Source organism: Niveibacterium umoris (assembly GCF_014197015.1).
GTDB lineage: Bacteria > Pseudomonadota > Gammaproteobacteria > Burkholderiales > Rhodocyclaceae > Niveibacterium > Niveibacterium umoris.
This window is the reverse complement of the sequence record NZ_JACIET010000001.1, coordinates 2,498,330-2,511,090: the sequence shown is the minus strand read 5'-3', so window position 1 is coordinate 2,511,090 and position 12,761 is coordinate 2,498,330. Positions and strand designations below refer to the sequence as shown.

Here is a 12,761-nt window from a genome sequence, read left to right as displayed (position 1 = left end):
CTTTGGCCGCGGCGACCGATCAAAAATTGTGCAGTGTTACCATCCCCATCCTTATCGAAACCAGCCTTGGGGCCTTTCTGTCGTGAGCCATCCCGCACCCGAACGCATTGTCATCGCCACCCGCGAAAGCCGCCTAGCCTTGTGGCAGGCCGAACACGTGAAAGCCTTGCTGGAAAAGCTGTACCCGCAGACCCGTGTCGAGTTGCTCGGAATGACTACGCGCGGCGACCAGATCCTCGACCGCGCGCTGTCGAAGGTCGGCGGCAAGGGGCTCTTCGTGAAGGAACTCGAGACTGCCCTGCTCGATGGGCGTGCCGACATTGCGGTGCATTCGATGAAGGATGTGCCGGCCGAACTCACCGACCCGTTCTGCATCGCCGCGATCCTGCAGCGCGAAACGCCGCTCGACGCCTTCGTGTCCAATAAATACGCGTCGCTCGACGAAATGCCGCCGGGCGCGGTGGTCGGCACTTCGAGCCTGCGACGCGAGGCACAGATCCACGCCCAGTATCCCTACCTCGGCGTAACGCCGCTGCGAGGCAACCTCGACACCCGCCTGCGCAAGCTCGATGAAGGGCAGTACGACGCAATCGTGCTGGCGGCTGCCGGGCTCAAGCGGCTGGGCCTCGGCGAGCGCATCCGCGCCACCCTGCCGGCGGAAGTTTCGCTTCCGGCTGCAGGGCAGGGGGCCCTGGCGATCGAGGCGATCGCCGCACGTACCGAAGTGCGCGACTGGCTGGCGCCGCTGGTCGATGCCGAAACGACAGCATGCGTGACGGCCGAACGCACGGTGACGCACGCGCTCGGCGGCGGTTGTGAAGTGCCGATCGGAGTCTTTGCGCAGATGCAGGCGACGGGCTTGTTCCTGCGTGGCTTCGTCGCGCTGCCCGACGGCAGCCGCTTCGCCCGCGCGGAGTTGCACGGCGCCCCGTCCGATGCGAGAGCGCTCGGCCTTGAGCTGGCCGAGGCCCTGCGCGCGCAGGGCGCGGCAGAAATTCTCGCGCAGCTCAGCCACTGAGCACGGCGATGGGCGCACTGGCGGGTCGCACGATCGCGGTGACGCGACCGGTGGCGCAGGCAGCGGCGCTGAACGAAGCAATACGCGTGGCCGGCGGCACGCCGTTCGCCCTGCCGCTGATCGGCATCGAACCGATCCGCGATGAGGCCGGATTCGCTGCGATTGCGGCGCAGCTGGATGACTTTGCGTTGGTGTTCTTTGTCAGCGCCAACGCCGTTGAACACGGGCTCGCCGGCCTGCGGCGTCATCGTGCGTGGCCACCTGGACCCCCGGTCGCAACGGTCGGGCCGGGCAGCGCGTCGGCGCTGCGCGCGGCAGGGTTCGATCAGGTGATCGTGCCGCAGGAACGCTATGACAGCGAGGGGGTGCTCGCGCTGCCGGCGTTCGCCGCCGACGTGGTTGCTGGTCGGCGCGTGTTGATCCTGCGTGGTGACGGTGGCCGCGAACTGCTCGCTGATGCGCTTGCCGCACGCGGCGCACGGCCCCTCTGTTTTACTTGCTACCGCCGTGTGCTGCCCCCCGTCGACGTCGCGGCGTTGCTTGCCGCGCGGCGTGCAGGGCGACTGCACGCACTGACCCTGAGCAGCAGCGAGGCGGTTCGTCACCTCGCGGGCTGCCTGCGCGCGCAGGGCGGCGGCACGCTGTTCGACACTCCGGTGTTCGCACCGCACCCGCGTGTCGCCGAATGCGCGCGCGACGAAGGATTCCGCGCGGTGACCCTGACCCCGGCCGCGGATGCCGGCTTGGTCGCAGGGCTCTGTGCCTACTTCGAAGGGGCCGCCTGAGCGAGGCCTCGGTTATCATCCGCGCATGGACGAGACCCGCGACAACCCCACCCCGCCCCTTGCCCCGCCGCCTGCGCCACAGCGCCGTCGCTGGCGCAGCCTGGGCCACCCGTTCGTGATCGCCGGTGCCGTCGTGCTGGCGCTTCTGGCCTGGCAATGGATCGAGACCCGCACCCGGCTCGATCTGCTGCAGCAGCAGGTGGCGCAGCGCCTGGGCGAATCTGATGCGGCGACGCGCGAAGTGAAGGGGCGTGCCAAGGAAATCCAGGATGCCTTGCAGGCACTCGGCAACCGGCTGGCGGTGCAGGAAGCCCGCATGGCCGAATCGCAGGGCCAGCAGGCCGCGCTCGAGGCGCTCTATCAGGACCTCTCACGCTCACGCGACGAGTGGGTGCTGGCGGAAGTGGAGCAGGCGCTGAACATTGCGCAACAGCAGCTTCAACTTGCAGGCAATGTGCAGGCCGCGCTGATCGCGCTGCAGAGCGCCGAGGCACGCCTTGCCGGTTTCGAGCGTCCGCAGCTGCTGCCGCTGCGCAAATCGATTGCACGCGACATCGAACGCCTCAAGGCGCTGCCGATGGCCGACATTTCCGCGATGGGCTTGTCACTTGAAAACCTCATCGATCGCATCGACACCCTGCCACTGGCATTCGAACATTCGCCGCCCCAGGTCGAAAAGGCGAAGAGCAAGCCGGTGAAAGGCGCCAAGCCGGTCGAGCAGTCCGCGCCCGTGGTGGATGAACCAAGCTGGTACGCGCGGCTTGCGAACGATTTCTGGCTTGAGCTGCGCGGCCTGATCCGCATCGAACGCCTGGATCGCCCGGACCCGGCGCTGTTGTCCCCGGCGCAGACGACCTTCCTGCGCGAGAACCTGCGCCTTCGTCTGTTGTCTGCACGCCTCGCGCTGCTGCAGCGTGACGGGCGCGTGTTTCGCGAAGACATCAAACAGGCCGTGGCATGGATGGAGCGCTATTTCGACGTCGACGACCGTGATGTCGCGATGCGCTTGTCGGAACTGCGCAAAGCACAAGGCGCCAAGCTGTCGGTCGAACTGCCCAACCTGAACGAAACGCTCGGTTCGCTGCGCACTGCGCGCGTGACCGGCGCACGCTGAGGCAATCGCCATGATGCGTGCCTTGTTGTGGCTGATCGCGATGTTCGCGCTGGCGGCCGGGCTGGCCATCGTTGCGCGCTACAACGATGCCTACGCCTTGTTCGTGTGGCCGCCCTGGCGCCTGCACATCTCGCTCAACCTGCTGGCGATCCTGTTCGTGGTGGCGTTCTCGCTCGCCTACGCCGCGACAAGGTTGGTGGCTCGCGCCCTTGCTTTGCCCGGCGCGGTCGCGGCGTATCGCGCGCAGCAGCGCAAGAACCACGCGATCCAGGCGCTGCGGGACGCCCAGCGCTTCCTCGTCGAAGGTCGCTATGGGCGCGCGCACGCACAGGCCGATGCCGCTTACCGCGCGCATGAATCGCCGGGCCTCGCGGCCTTGATCGCGGCGCGGGCCAGCCATGCCATGCGCGAACATGCGCGCTGCGACGAGTGGCTGCGTCGCGCCGCCGAGCACGATCGCGAAGTGCGGGTTGCACGCTTGATGACCGAGGCCGAGTTTGCGGTGGCCGATCGCCGTTTCGATGCCGCCGCCGAGCGCTTGGACGCGCTGCGCGAGGGTGGCCATCGCCACATCGCGGCGTTGCGCCTGTCGGTGCAAACCGCGGCGGCACGCGGCATGTGGGGCGAGGTGCTGCGGCTGGCGCGGCAGCTGGCCAGCCATCGCGCCTTTACCGCCGAGCAGGCAGCACCGCTGATCCGCCGCGCCCATCTCGAATCGATGCGCGAATACGAGGGCAACCCGGAAGCGCTGGCGCGCTACTGGCGCCAGATCCCCCGACCCGAACGCAGCGATCGCGGTCTCGTACGGGACGCGGCCTTGTTGCTCAACGCTTCGGGCCAGGGGGCTGTCGCGGCGGAGGCGATTTCTGAGGCGCTCGATGCGGGATGGGACTCGGCACTGGCCGAGCTTTACGGTCGCATCGAGGGTGGCGAGCTGATCGAACGCATCGGCCACGCCGAGCGCTGGCTGCGCACACAACCGCGCGACGAGCGTCTGTTGCTGAGCCTGGGCCGGCTGTGTCTGCAGCAACAGCTGTGGGGTAAGGCGCAGAGTTACTTCGAGGCCTCGCTGTCGATCGCCCAGACGCGTGCGGCACATCTCGAACTGGCGCGGCTGGCTGAACAGCTCGGGCGCAACGAAGCGGCCCTCAAGCACTTCCGCAGCGCAGCGGAACTGACGGCAGGCTGAAGCGCCACTTGCGCCCAAGCCCCTCACGCGCCGCATTGCGCGCGTGGGGGCTGCCCGGATCAATCTGCGAGCAGGGCGTCGAGCATCGTCAGCATCTGATCGATCTCCGCATCGCAGACGGTGAGTGCCGGCATCAGACGAAGGCAATGCGGCCGCGGTGCATTGAGCAGCAGGCCGGCTTCGCGGGCGCACGCCACCAGGGTCGGCGCATCGCGATCAGGACCGAGCTCAAGCGCCAGCAGCAGACCTGCGCCGCGCACCTCCCCGAGCCGATGACGCGCCGCGAGCGCGCGCAGCCCTTCCGCCAACTTCGCGCCGCGCTGACGCACGCTCGCGAGAAAATCCGGCTGTGCGACGATTTCCAGCACGGCATTGCCGACCGCGGCCATCAACGGATTGCCGCAGTAAGTACCACCCTGGTCGCCGGGCACAAAGCAGCTCGCTGCCTCGGTCGCCAGCAAGGCGGCGAGGGGAACGCCGCCTCCGATTCCTTTGGCGAGCGTGAGGATGTCCGGGCGGATGCCGGCTGCTTCGTAGCGGAACAATGTGCCGGTGCGGCCGATACCGGTCTGCACTTCGTCGAGGATCAGCAACAGGCCTTCGCGGTCGCACAGCGCACGCAGCGCGCGCAGGAATTCGAGCGTCGCCGGCCGCACGCCAGCCTCGCCCTGGATCGGTTCGAGCATGACCGCGACGGTGTCCGGGCCGATCAACGCCTCGACCGATGCGAGGTCGTTCAGGGTGGCTTTCGGAAAGCCTGCCACTTGCGGCGCGAAGAGCGTGTCCCAGCCCGGCTTGCCCGAGGCTGACATGGTGGCCAGCGTGCGGCCGTGGAACCCGTCGTGGAAGGTGATGATTTCGAATGCCCCCTTTCGATGCAGCTGCCCCCACTTGCGCGCCAGCTTGATCGCGCCTTCATTGGCTTCGGCGCCGGTATTGCAGGGAAACACGCGGTCGAGGCCGGAGAGTTGCGCGAGGCGCGCGGCGAACTCGAGTGCCGGCGCATTGAAGTAGGCCGGACCGGGGTTCACCAGCGTCGCGGCCTGCGTGGCCAGCGCGCGGGTGATCGCCGGATGGGCGTGCCCGAGGCCATTGACTGCCCAGCCTTGCACGAAGTCGAGATAACGTCGCCCCGCGGCATCTTCCAGCCAGGAACCTTCGCCGCGCACCATCACGGCATCGGGGCGGGCGGCAATGTTCATCAGGGCGTGACTAGGGGCGGGTGCATTCATCGAGACGTCTCCTGGTAAGGGCAATGAAAAAGGCCGCGGAGGTTGTCCGCGGCCTTGGGGGGAATTCGGGTGGCGAGTCGTGGCGACTAGCTGCGGGCTCCGTTCCGGCGCGCGAACGCGGGCACATCGCGCGAGGCGCGACGAGCGGTGGTGCGACGTCGGAGGATGGAGCAGGGCATCTGCATGGTCGGCGGATGTTGCGGTGCAGCGCGTGGCGGTGTCAAGCGTCGGCGAGCCAGTCGCGGCCGGTCAGGAAGTGATCGTAGAGCCGCGCCTCCGGCGAGCCGGCTTCCGGATGCCAGTCGTAGCGCCACTTCACGATCGGTGGCATCGACATCAGGATCGATTCGGTGCGGCCGCCCGACTGCAGGCCGAACAAGGTGCCGCGGTCGAAGACCAGGTTGAATTCGACGTAACGGCCGCGGCGGTAAGCCTGGAAGTCGCGCTCGCGCTCGCCGAAAGGCAGATTCCGACGGCGCTCGACGATCGGTGTGTAGGCACCCAGGAAAGCGTCGCCCACCGAGCGGGTCAGCGCGAAAGCGGTGTCGAAGTCGATCTCGCCATTCGCACCCAAGTCGTCGAAGAAGATGCCGCCGACACCGCGCGGCTCGTTGCGGTGCTTGAGGAAGAAGTAGCGGTCGCACCAGTCCTTGAAGCGCGGGTGGAAGTCGCCACCGAAGGGCGCCAGTGCGTCGTGGCAGGCACGGTGAAAATGCACCGCGTCTTCGTCGAAGCCGTAGTAGGGCGTCAGGTCCATACCGCCGCCGAACCACCAGATCGGCTCGCGCCCTTCCGGGAAGGCAATGAAGCAGCGCACGTTCATGTGCACCGTCGGTACGTAGGGATTACGTGGATGCAGCACCAGGGACACGCCCATCGCCTCGAAACGCGCGCCGGCGAGCTCCGGCCGATGCGCGGTGGCCGAAGCAGGCATGCCTCCGCCCATCACATGCGAGAAATTGCAGCCACCGCGTTCGAAGAGATTGCCTTCCTCGACCAGCCGCGTCAGCCCGCCACCGCCGGCTGGGCGTTCCCATGAGTCGGTGCGGAAAGCGGCACCGTCCAGCGTTTCGAGTGCCGCGACGATGCCGGTCTGGAGCTTGGTGAAATAGGCTTTGGTAAGGGTTGGGTCGGCTTGCATTGCGGCGGCGGCTCCGATGGTGCGCTCAGGCGGTTTGGAACTGCGGGCGGTATTTGACGAAGGCGCGTTTCGCGTCACCCGCGAATCCACATCGTTTGAAGAACGCATGCGCTTCGGGGCGACGAACCGAACTCATTAGCATCAACTTCGAGCAGTCAGCCGCATGACAGAAGGCTTCTGCGGCCGCCATCAGCTGTGTACCGAGGCCTTGCCCTTGATACGGGGCAGCAATGACCACATTCTCCACCACGCCAAAAGGTTGGGAGCCAAACATTACGTCATGACACAGACTGACCAGCAAAGTGCCACAGATATGACCCGCCTGCTCGACGACGAACAGTCGAGTGTCCCCCCTCGCGTTTACATCTGCGATGCGGGTCGCGCTGACACAGACATCCGGGTTGCCTGTGAGTTGGTGATAAAGACCGGCGATCGTCGCGGCGTCAGAGCCTAGCGCGGCCCTAACCATGCGCAGCCCCTGCGAGCCGTTCAGCAGCGATGTATGTCTCTACGATCCGGGCTTTCGCAAAGCTCTCCGCAGTCCGAGGTCGATTGGGTGACATCGTTACTTGCCGGGGGTAGTCGCAGCGTTGAGGTTCAATGGCAGCTCGGTCAGCTTGGGCATTTCACCACGCAAGCTCTTTCGAACCACGTGCTGCAGAGCCGCCACTTTCTCTTCGGGTTGCAGTGCCTCCCATGGCGACTGTTCGTCTGAACCTGGTGTTGAAATCGATAACGACTCGGTTACCGCGGCTGACGCGAGTTCGGCGAAGGTATTGCCGTCGAGAAGCGTGAGCTTGATGTAAGCAAAGGGAGCCAAGAATCCTTTCGAGACCTTGCCTGATTCGTTTTGCGTAGGCATGGTTTTGTCAAGGTAGAACCCGATGCCTTCGATGGTCCCGTCACCTTCTGATCCGTTTCCGAAGCGCATCCGGGCAAGTCCCCGGAATTTGGTAACCAACACTATCTTTGTGACGGACTCAGCACGGATTGCATCCTGCAATGCAGGCAATTCGCAAACCTTTTCCCCAAGCGCAATTGCGTCGGCTCCCGGAATGGTGAGCAGAACCGTTTCAACGCCGCGATTCGATTCAGTCAGGATCTGGTTGACTTCCCTGAGCACAAATCGATCCATGCTTCTTTCAGGGTCGGGCATGGCGTGCTTGATATTGCGGTCAATCCTCGATCCTGTAACCGGTTGATGCGTGACCAGCGTTAGCGCATCGCCTACCAGAGAGATCACCGCGTACTTCTGAGTACGAGTCTCGGCCCATGCTGCATTCGATAACAGCACAAGGGCACTGTAGGCTGCAATTAGTGCGAACCGAAGAACCATTGCTGCTGACTCCGGGCTGTCTGCGGGGTTTGAATCATCGCGAGACGATCACCCCTTGCGGCCGATCGCGCGGTGACCGATGTCGCGGCGGTACTGCATGCCGTCGAAGTGGAGTTTGTTGATGGCCTCGTAGGCGCGGTTCTGGGCTTCGCGTACCGAGTCGCCGAGCGCGGTGACACACAGCACGCGGCCTCCGGCGGTGACGACCTGGCCGTCCTTGTCGGTGGTGCCAGCGTGGAAGACGTGCACGTCGTCGCTCTTGTGGTCCAGCCCGTTGATGACGTCACCCTTCTTCGGGTCGTCCGGGTAGCCGCCGGCCGCGAGCACGACGCCCAGCGCGACGCGGCGATCCCACTCGGTTTCGACTTCGTGCAGCCGGCCTTCGAGCGCCGCTTCCACCAGATCGACCAGGTCGGTTTTCAGGCGCGCCATGATCGGCTGGGTCTCCGGGTCGCCCATGCGGCAGTTGAATTCGACCACGCGCGGCTTGCCCTCGCCGTCGATCATCAGGCCGGCGTAGAGGAAGCCCGTGTAGGGCAGGCCATCGGTGGCCATGCCGGCCAGCGTCGGGTTGATGACTTCGCGCATCACGCGGGCATGCACCTCGGGCGTGACGACCGGGGCGGGCGAGTAGGCGCCCATGCCACCGGTGTTGGGGCCTTCGTCGCCGTCCTTCAGGCGCTTGTGGTCCTGCGAGGTGGCGAGTGCCAGCGCATGCTTGCCGTCGGCCATGACGATGAAGCTGGCTTCCTCGCCCTGCATGAATTCTTCGATTACGACGCGCGCACCGGCGTCGCCCATCTTGTTGCCGACCAGCATCATGTCGATCGCGGCGTGGGCCTCGTCGAGGCTCATCGCGACGACGACGCCCTTGCCGGCCGCGAGGCCGTCGGCCTTGATCACGATCGGGGCGCCTTCGGCGTCGATGTAGGCATGGGCCTGCGTGGCGTCGGAGAAGGTGCGGTACTTCGCGGTCGGGATCTTGTGGCGGACCAGGAATTGCTTGGCGAAATCCTTCGAGGCTTCGAGCTGCGCGGCGGCCTTGGTCGGGCCGAAGATCGGCAGGCCGGCGGCACGGAAGGCGTCGACGACACCGGCGGCGAGCGGCGCTTCGGGGCCGACCACGGTGAGGCCGATCTGCTCGGCACGCACGAAGGCGATCAGTTCGTCGATCGCAGTGATGGCGACGTTTTCCAGGCCGGGCTCGCGTGCGGTGCCGGCATTGCCGGGCGCAACGAAGACCTTCTGCAGGCGCGGGGACTGCGCGAGTTTCCAGGCGAGCGCATGCTCGCGACCGCCGGATCCGATGACGAGCACTTTCATGAATGCGGCCTTTCCTTTTCGTTCAGCTTGAACCAGATGAAGAAGACGTTGCCGTTGCCCTTGCCGCCCGGCACGAAGACGGCTTCGAGTTCGACCTGTTTGAAGCCAAGGGTGAAGCTCGGAAGAATCGCCGGAAAGGGCGCGTAGTTGCCGTAGTCCTGCCGCCCCATGATGAAGGCGGTGAAGCCGAGTCCGTAGAACCCGCCATTGAGGCGAGGCATGTCCCACAACCAGCTGCGCGCATAACCTGCCAGCCACGAGGGCTTGTCGTTCGAGTCGCGGAACTCCATCGCGTAGAGACCGTGCCAGTTGCCATCTTCGATGTACTTGCCGCGCCCGATGCCGAACCCCGGCATCGGTGTTTCGTTGTAGCGGTCGCGCTGTTCGGCCGTGTAGGCGATCGGCAAGTGGTAGATCTTGGCTGGCAGGTAGACGTTCCAGTCACCGTTCCTCGTGATGTCGGTCGTCTCGGCAACCGCGGTGTGCCACCAGCGTTCGTAGAACGGTGCTTCATCGCTGCCGCCCTCAGCGGCTGCCGGGGCACCTGCCAGCGCAGCGGCGACCAGCAGCAGGCCGCCGATGGCCTGCTTCATCTTCTGCAGCATGGCCCCCCCGATCAGTGGCGGAAGTGGCGGATGCCTGTCAGCACCATCGCGATGTTCTGTTCGTCGGCGGCGGCGATCACTTCCGCGTCGCGCACCGAGCCGCCCGGCTGGATCACCGCCGTCGCACCGGCTTGCGCCAGCACATCGAGGCCATCGCGGAACGGGAAGAAGGCATCCGATGCCACGGCGCAACCCGGGATCGCGAGGCCCGCGTTCTCAGCCTTGATCTTGGCGATACGCGCCGAATCGACGCGGCTCATCTGGCCCGCGCCGACGCCGACCGTCATGCCGTCGCGGCAGTAGACGATGGCGTTGGACTTCACATACTTCGCGACACGCCAGGCGAACAGCAGGTCGGCGAGCTCCTTGTCGGTCGGCGCACGCTTGGTCACCACCTTCAGATCGGCTGCGGTGATGCGTGCGTCGTCGTAGGTCTGCACCAGCAGGCCGCCGCCGACACGCTTGAAGTCGAGTTGCGAGACCGGGCCCAGCGCGCATGTCAGCACGCGCACGTTCTGCTTGGCGGCCAGCACGGCCAGCGCGCCGGCGGTGTAGGACGGCGCGATCAGCACTTCCATGAACTGCCCTGCGACCGCCTTGGCGGTGGCTTCATCCACTTCAACGTTGAAGGCGATGATGCCGCCGAAGGCCGAGGTCGGGTCGGTCTGGAAGGCCTTGCGGTAGGCTTCTTCGGCGCTCACGCCGAGCGCCACGCCGCACGGGTTGGCGTGCTTGATGATGACGCAGGCAGCAACGTTGGCAGAAGCGTCAAACGCTTTCACGCATTCCCACGCAGCGTCCGCGTCGGCGATGTTGTTGTACGAGAGTTCCTTGCCCTGCAGCTGGGTGTAACCAGCGATGCCGCCCACCGCGCCGTTCGGGTCGCGGTAGAAGGCGGCGCTTTGGTGCGGGTTCTCGCCGTAGCGCATCTCCTGCACCTTGTCGAAGGCGAACTGGATGCGGCTCGGGTATTCGGCGCGTACCGGGGCTTCGGCCGGCACCAGCTTGTCGGCATCGACCGCGGTCAGCCAGTTGGCGATCGCGCTGTCGTAGCGGGCGGTGTGGGTGTAGGCCTTGCGGGCCAGTTCGAAGCGGGTCTTGTACGACAGCGCGCCGGCGTTGGATTTCAGCTCGGCGACGATTGCGGCGTAGTCATCCGGGTCGGTCACGATGCCGACGCCGCCGGCTTCGGTGCCGTGGTTCTTCGCCGCTGCGCGGACCATGGTCGGGCCACCGATGTCGATGTTCTCGATCGCGTCTTCCAGCGTGCAGCCTTCCTTGGCCACCGTCGCCTGGAACGGATACAGGTTCACGACCACCAGGTCGATGCGCGGGATCTGGTGCGCGGCGAGCGTATCGAGGTGCTCGGGCAGATCGCGGCGCGCGAGGATGCCGCCATGCACTTTCGGATGCAGCGTCTTGACGCGGCCGTCGAGCATTTCCGGGAATCCGGTGTAGTCACCCACGTCGGTGACCGGCAGGCCTGCATCGCGCAGCGCCTTGGAGGTGCCGCCGGTGGACAGCAGGCTCACGCCGAGGGCGTGAAGTTCGCGGGCAAATTCGACGATGCCGCGCTTGTCGGAAACGCTGAGAAGGGCTTGGGTGACGTTCATGGCGGGTATGGGACTCAGAGAAGGTCGTGGTCGGTCAGTTTGCGTCGCAAAGTGTTGCGGTTGATGCCCAGCATCTCGGCGGCCACCGTCTGGTTACCGCCCGCGTGTTTCAGCACGATTTCGAGCATCGGACGCTCGACGTTGCGCAACACCATGTCGTACACCCCGGTCGGCATTTCGCCGTCGAGGTCCTTGAAGTAGCGTTCCAGCGCGCGGCGGACGCATTCGGCGATGTCTTCAGAGCGGCTCATGCCGCGAGCTCCTGCAAAGTTTGTGAATCTGCGTGGTCGGCAACTTCAACGTCGCACAGCCGGTCGCCGTGCTCGCCAAGCTTGCCGAAGAATGCGTCGACGACCGCGAGCTGGCTCGCGACGTCCGGCTGCTGGTTCATCAGCTGCCTGAATGCGTGGGCACCGGCGATGCCCTTGGTGTACCAGCCGATGTGCTTGCGTGCGATGCGCACGCCGGCCTCTTCGCCGTAGAAGTCGTACAGGTCGGCGAGGTGCGCGCGGCACACCCGGTGGATTTCGCTGACTTCGGGCGAGGGCAGTTCGCTGCCGGTCGCGAGGAAGTGTTCGATTTCGCGGAAGATCCACGGGCGGCCCTGGGCGGCGCGTCCGATCATCAACCCGTCGGCGCCGGTGTGGGCGAGCACATGGCGCGCCTTTCGCGGCGAATCGATGTCGCCGTTCGCGATCACCGGAATCCTGACCTGCTGCTTGACCGCTGCGATGGTGTCGTATTCGGCTTCGCCCATGTACAGGTCGGCGCGGGTGCGGCCGTGGATCGCGATCGCGCGAATGCCTGACGCTTCGGCGATCTGCGCAATGCGCGGCGCGTTACGGTTGGCGCGATCCCAGCCGGTGCGGAATTTGAGCGTTACCGGGACATCGGGGACTGCCTTGACCACCGCTTCGAGGATGCGGCCCACCAGCGCTTCGTCGCGCATCAAGGCCGAGCCGGCGGCGAGGTTGCACACCTTCTTTGCCGGGCAACCCATGTTGATGTCGATGATCTGCGCGCCATTGTCGGCATTGAAGCGGGCGGCTTGCGCCATCATCGCCGGATCGGCACCGGCGATCTGCACCGAGATCGGCTCGACCTCGCCTGCGTGGTCGGTGCGGCGGCGCGTCTTGTTCGTGGCGTACAGCAGCGCATTCGAAGTCACCATTTCCGAGACGGCCAGACCCGCGCCCATCCGTTTGCAAAGCTGGCGGAAAGGGCGGTCGGTCACACCGGCCATGGGTGCGACAAACAGATTGTTGCGAAGCTGGAAGCCGGCGAACTGCATCGCTCAGGAAATGGGGGTCTGAAAGCGCGGAAAAAGCGCGTGATTCTACCCGAGTCGACGAGGTCCACGAAGGGAAAGCCGCAGACCCTCGGCTGGCGCGGGTCTGCGGGGCGA

At 65.8% G+C, this 12,761-nt stretch carries 13 protein-coding genes; 4 read left to right on the top strand and 9 right to left on the bottom strand.

The annotated features are described in order from the left end of the window. The first annotated feature begins 82 nt into the window (after positions 1-82). The 4 genes from hemC to GGR36_RS11260 are packed head-to-tail and all read left to right on the top strand — an operon-like array spanning position 83 to position 4,106. The gene (gene hemC, locus GGR36_RS11275) at positions 83-1,018 is read left to right on the top strand and encodes a hydroxymethylbilane synthase (RefSeq protein ID WP_183634681.1); all 936 of its coding nucleotides are present in this window, start codon (positions 83-85) and stop codon (positions 1,016-1,018) included. 8 nt (positions 1,019-1,026) lie between these two features. Further along, positions 1,027-1,803: a uroporphyrinogen-III synthase gene (locus tag GGR36_RS11270; RefSeq protein WP_183634680.1), complete on the top strand. Its 777-nt coding sequence runs from the start codon at positions 1,027-1,029 to the stop codon at positions 1,801-1,803. 25 nt (positions 1,804-1,828) lie between these two features. Then, a complete protein-coding gene (locus GGR36_RS11265) occupies positions 1,829-2,917 on the top strand; it encodes a uroporphyrinogen-III C-methyltransferase (RefSeq protein ID WP_183634679.1) in 1,089 nt (362 codons plus the stop codon). 10 nt (positions 2,918-2,927) lie between these two features. Continuing rightward, complete coding sequence (locus GGR36_RS11260) at positions 2,928-4,106, top strand: heme biosynthesis HemY N-terminal domain-containing protein (RefSeq protein WP_242533053.1); 1,179 nt, start codon at positions 2,928-2,930, stop codon at positions 4,104-4,106. A gap of 59 nt (positions 4,107-4,165) precedes the next feature. Here the strand turns inward: GGR36_RS11260 and GGR36_RS11255 are convergent, their stop codons facing one another. The 9 genes from GGR36_RS11255 to dusB form a co-directional block, all read right to left on the bottom strand. Then, a complete protein-coding gene (locus GGR36_RS11255; RefSeq protein ID WP_183634678.1) occupies positions 4,166-5,338 on the bottom strand; it encodes an acetylornithine transaminase in 1,173 nt (390 codons plus the stop codon). A gap of 220 nt (positions 5,339-5,558) precedes the next feature. Further along, positions 5,559-6,479, bottom strand: a complete 921-nt coding sequence (gene hemF, locus GGR36_RS11250) for an oxygen-dependent coproporphyrinogen oxidase (RefSeq protein ID WP_183634677.1) — start codon at positions 6,477-6,479, stop codon at positions 5,559-5,561. A gap of 25 nt (positions 6,480-6,504) precedes the next feature. Continuing rightward, positions 6,505-6,948, bottom strand: coding sequence for a GNAT family N-acetyltransferase (locus GGR36_RS11245; protein WP_242533054.1), 444 nt, complete (start codon positions 6,946-6,948; stop codon positions 6,505-6,507). A gap of 96 nt (positions 6,949-7,044) precedes the next feature. Further along, entirely contained in the window at positions 7,045-7,815 is a 771-nt protein-coding gene (locus GGR36_RS11240; protein ID WP_183634676.1) for a hypothetical protein, read from the bottom strand. Between the two features lie 48 nt (positions 7,816-7,863). Next, on the bottom strand, positions 7,864-9,138 hold the full coding sequence (purD, locus tag GGR36_RS11235) for a phosphoribosylamine--glycine ligase (RefSeq protein WP_183634675.1): 1,275 nt from the start codon (positions 9,136-9,138) through the stop codon (positions 7,864-7,866). Further along, positions 9,135-9,743, bottom strand: a complete 609-nt coding sequence (locus GGR36_RS11230) for a phospholipid:lipid A palmitoyltransferase (RefSeq protein ID WP_183634674.1) — start codon at positions 9,741-9,743, stop codon at positions 9,135-9,137. The genes purD and GGR36_RS11230 overlap by 4 nt, the downstream gene beginning before the upstream one ends. Before the next feature lie 11 nt (positions 9,744-9,754). Next, entirely contained in the window at positions 9,755-11,356 is a 1,602-nt protein-coding gene (gene purH / locus GGR36_RS11225) for a bifunctional phosphoribosylaminoimidazolecarboxamide formyltransferase/IMP cyclohydrolase (RefSeq protein WP_183634673.1), read from the bottom strand. A 14-nt stretch (positions 11,357-11,370) separates the two neighbouring features. Then, positions 11,371-11,607 (bottom strand): Fis family transcriptional regulator, encoded by a 237-nt coding sequence (locus GGR36_RS11220; RefSeq protein WP_183634672.1) that lies wholly within the window; start codon positions 11,605-11,607, stop codon positions 11,371-11,373. Then, positions 11,604-12,647, bottom strand: a complete 1,044-nt coding sequence (dusB, locus tag GGR36_RS11215) for a tRNA dihydrouridine synthase DusB (protein WP_183634671.1) — start codon at positions 12,645-12,647, stop codon at positions 11,604-11,606. The genes GGR36_RS11220 and dusB overlap by 4 nt, the downstream gene beginning before the upstream one ends. Between the last annotated feature and the right edge of the window lie 114 nt (positions 12,648-12,761).

What these genes read in the sequence shown, in the direction of transcription:
- GGR36_RS11270 (WP_183634680.1), top strand. Translation starts at nt 1,027, where the DNA reads ATGGGCGCACTGGCGGGTCGCACGATCGCGGTGACGCGACCGGTGGCG.
- GGR36_RS11255 (WP_183634678.1), bottom strand. Translation starts at nt 5,338, where the DNA reads ATGAATGCACCCGCCCCTAGTCACGCCCTGATGAACATTGCCGCCCGC.
- purH (WP_183634673.1), bottom strand. Translation starts at nt 11,356, where the DNA reads ATGAACGTCACCCAAGCCCTTCTCAGCGTTTCCGACAAGCGCGGCATC.
- GGR36_RS11265 (WP_183634679.1), top strand. Translation starts at nt 1,829, where the DNA reads ATGGACGAGACCCGCGACAACCCCACCCCGCCCCTTGCCCCGCCGCCT.
- GGR36_RS11260 (WP_242533053.1), top strand. Translation starts at nt 2,928, where the DNA reads ATGATGCGTGCCTTGTTGTGGCTGATCGCGATGTTCGCGCTGGCGGCC.
- dusB (WP_183634671.1), bottom strand. Translation starts at nt 12,647, where the DNA reads ATGCAGTTCGCCGGCTTCCAGCTTCGCAACAATCTGTTTGTCGCACCC.
- GGR36_RS11220 (WP_183634672.1), bottom strand. Translation starts at nt 11,607, where the DNA reads ATGAGCCGCTCTGAAGACATCGCCGAATGCGTCCGCCGCGCGCTGGAA.
- purD (WP_183634675.1), bottom strand. Translation starts at nt 9,138, where the DNA reads ATGAAAGTGCTCGTCATCGGATCCGGCGGTCGCGAGCATGCGCTCGCC.
- GGR36_RS11240 (WP_183634676.1), bottom strand. Translation starts at nt 7,815, where the DNA reads ATGGTTCTTCGGTTCGCACTAATTGCAGCCTACAGTGCCCTTGTGCTG.
- GGR36_RS11245 (WP_242533054.1), bottom strand. Translation starts at nt 6,948, where the DNA reads ATGGTTAGGGCCGCGCTAGGCTCTGACGCCGCGACGATCGCCGGTCTT.
- GGR36_RS11230 (WP_183634674.1), bottom strand. Translation starts at nt 9,743, where the DNA reads ATGCTGCAGAAGATGAAGCAGGCCATCGGCGGCCTGCTGCTGGTCGCC.
- hemF (WP_183634677.1), bottom strand. Translation starts at nt 6,479, where the DNA reads ATGCAAGCCGACCCAACCCTTACCAAAGCCTATTTCACCAAGCTCCAG.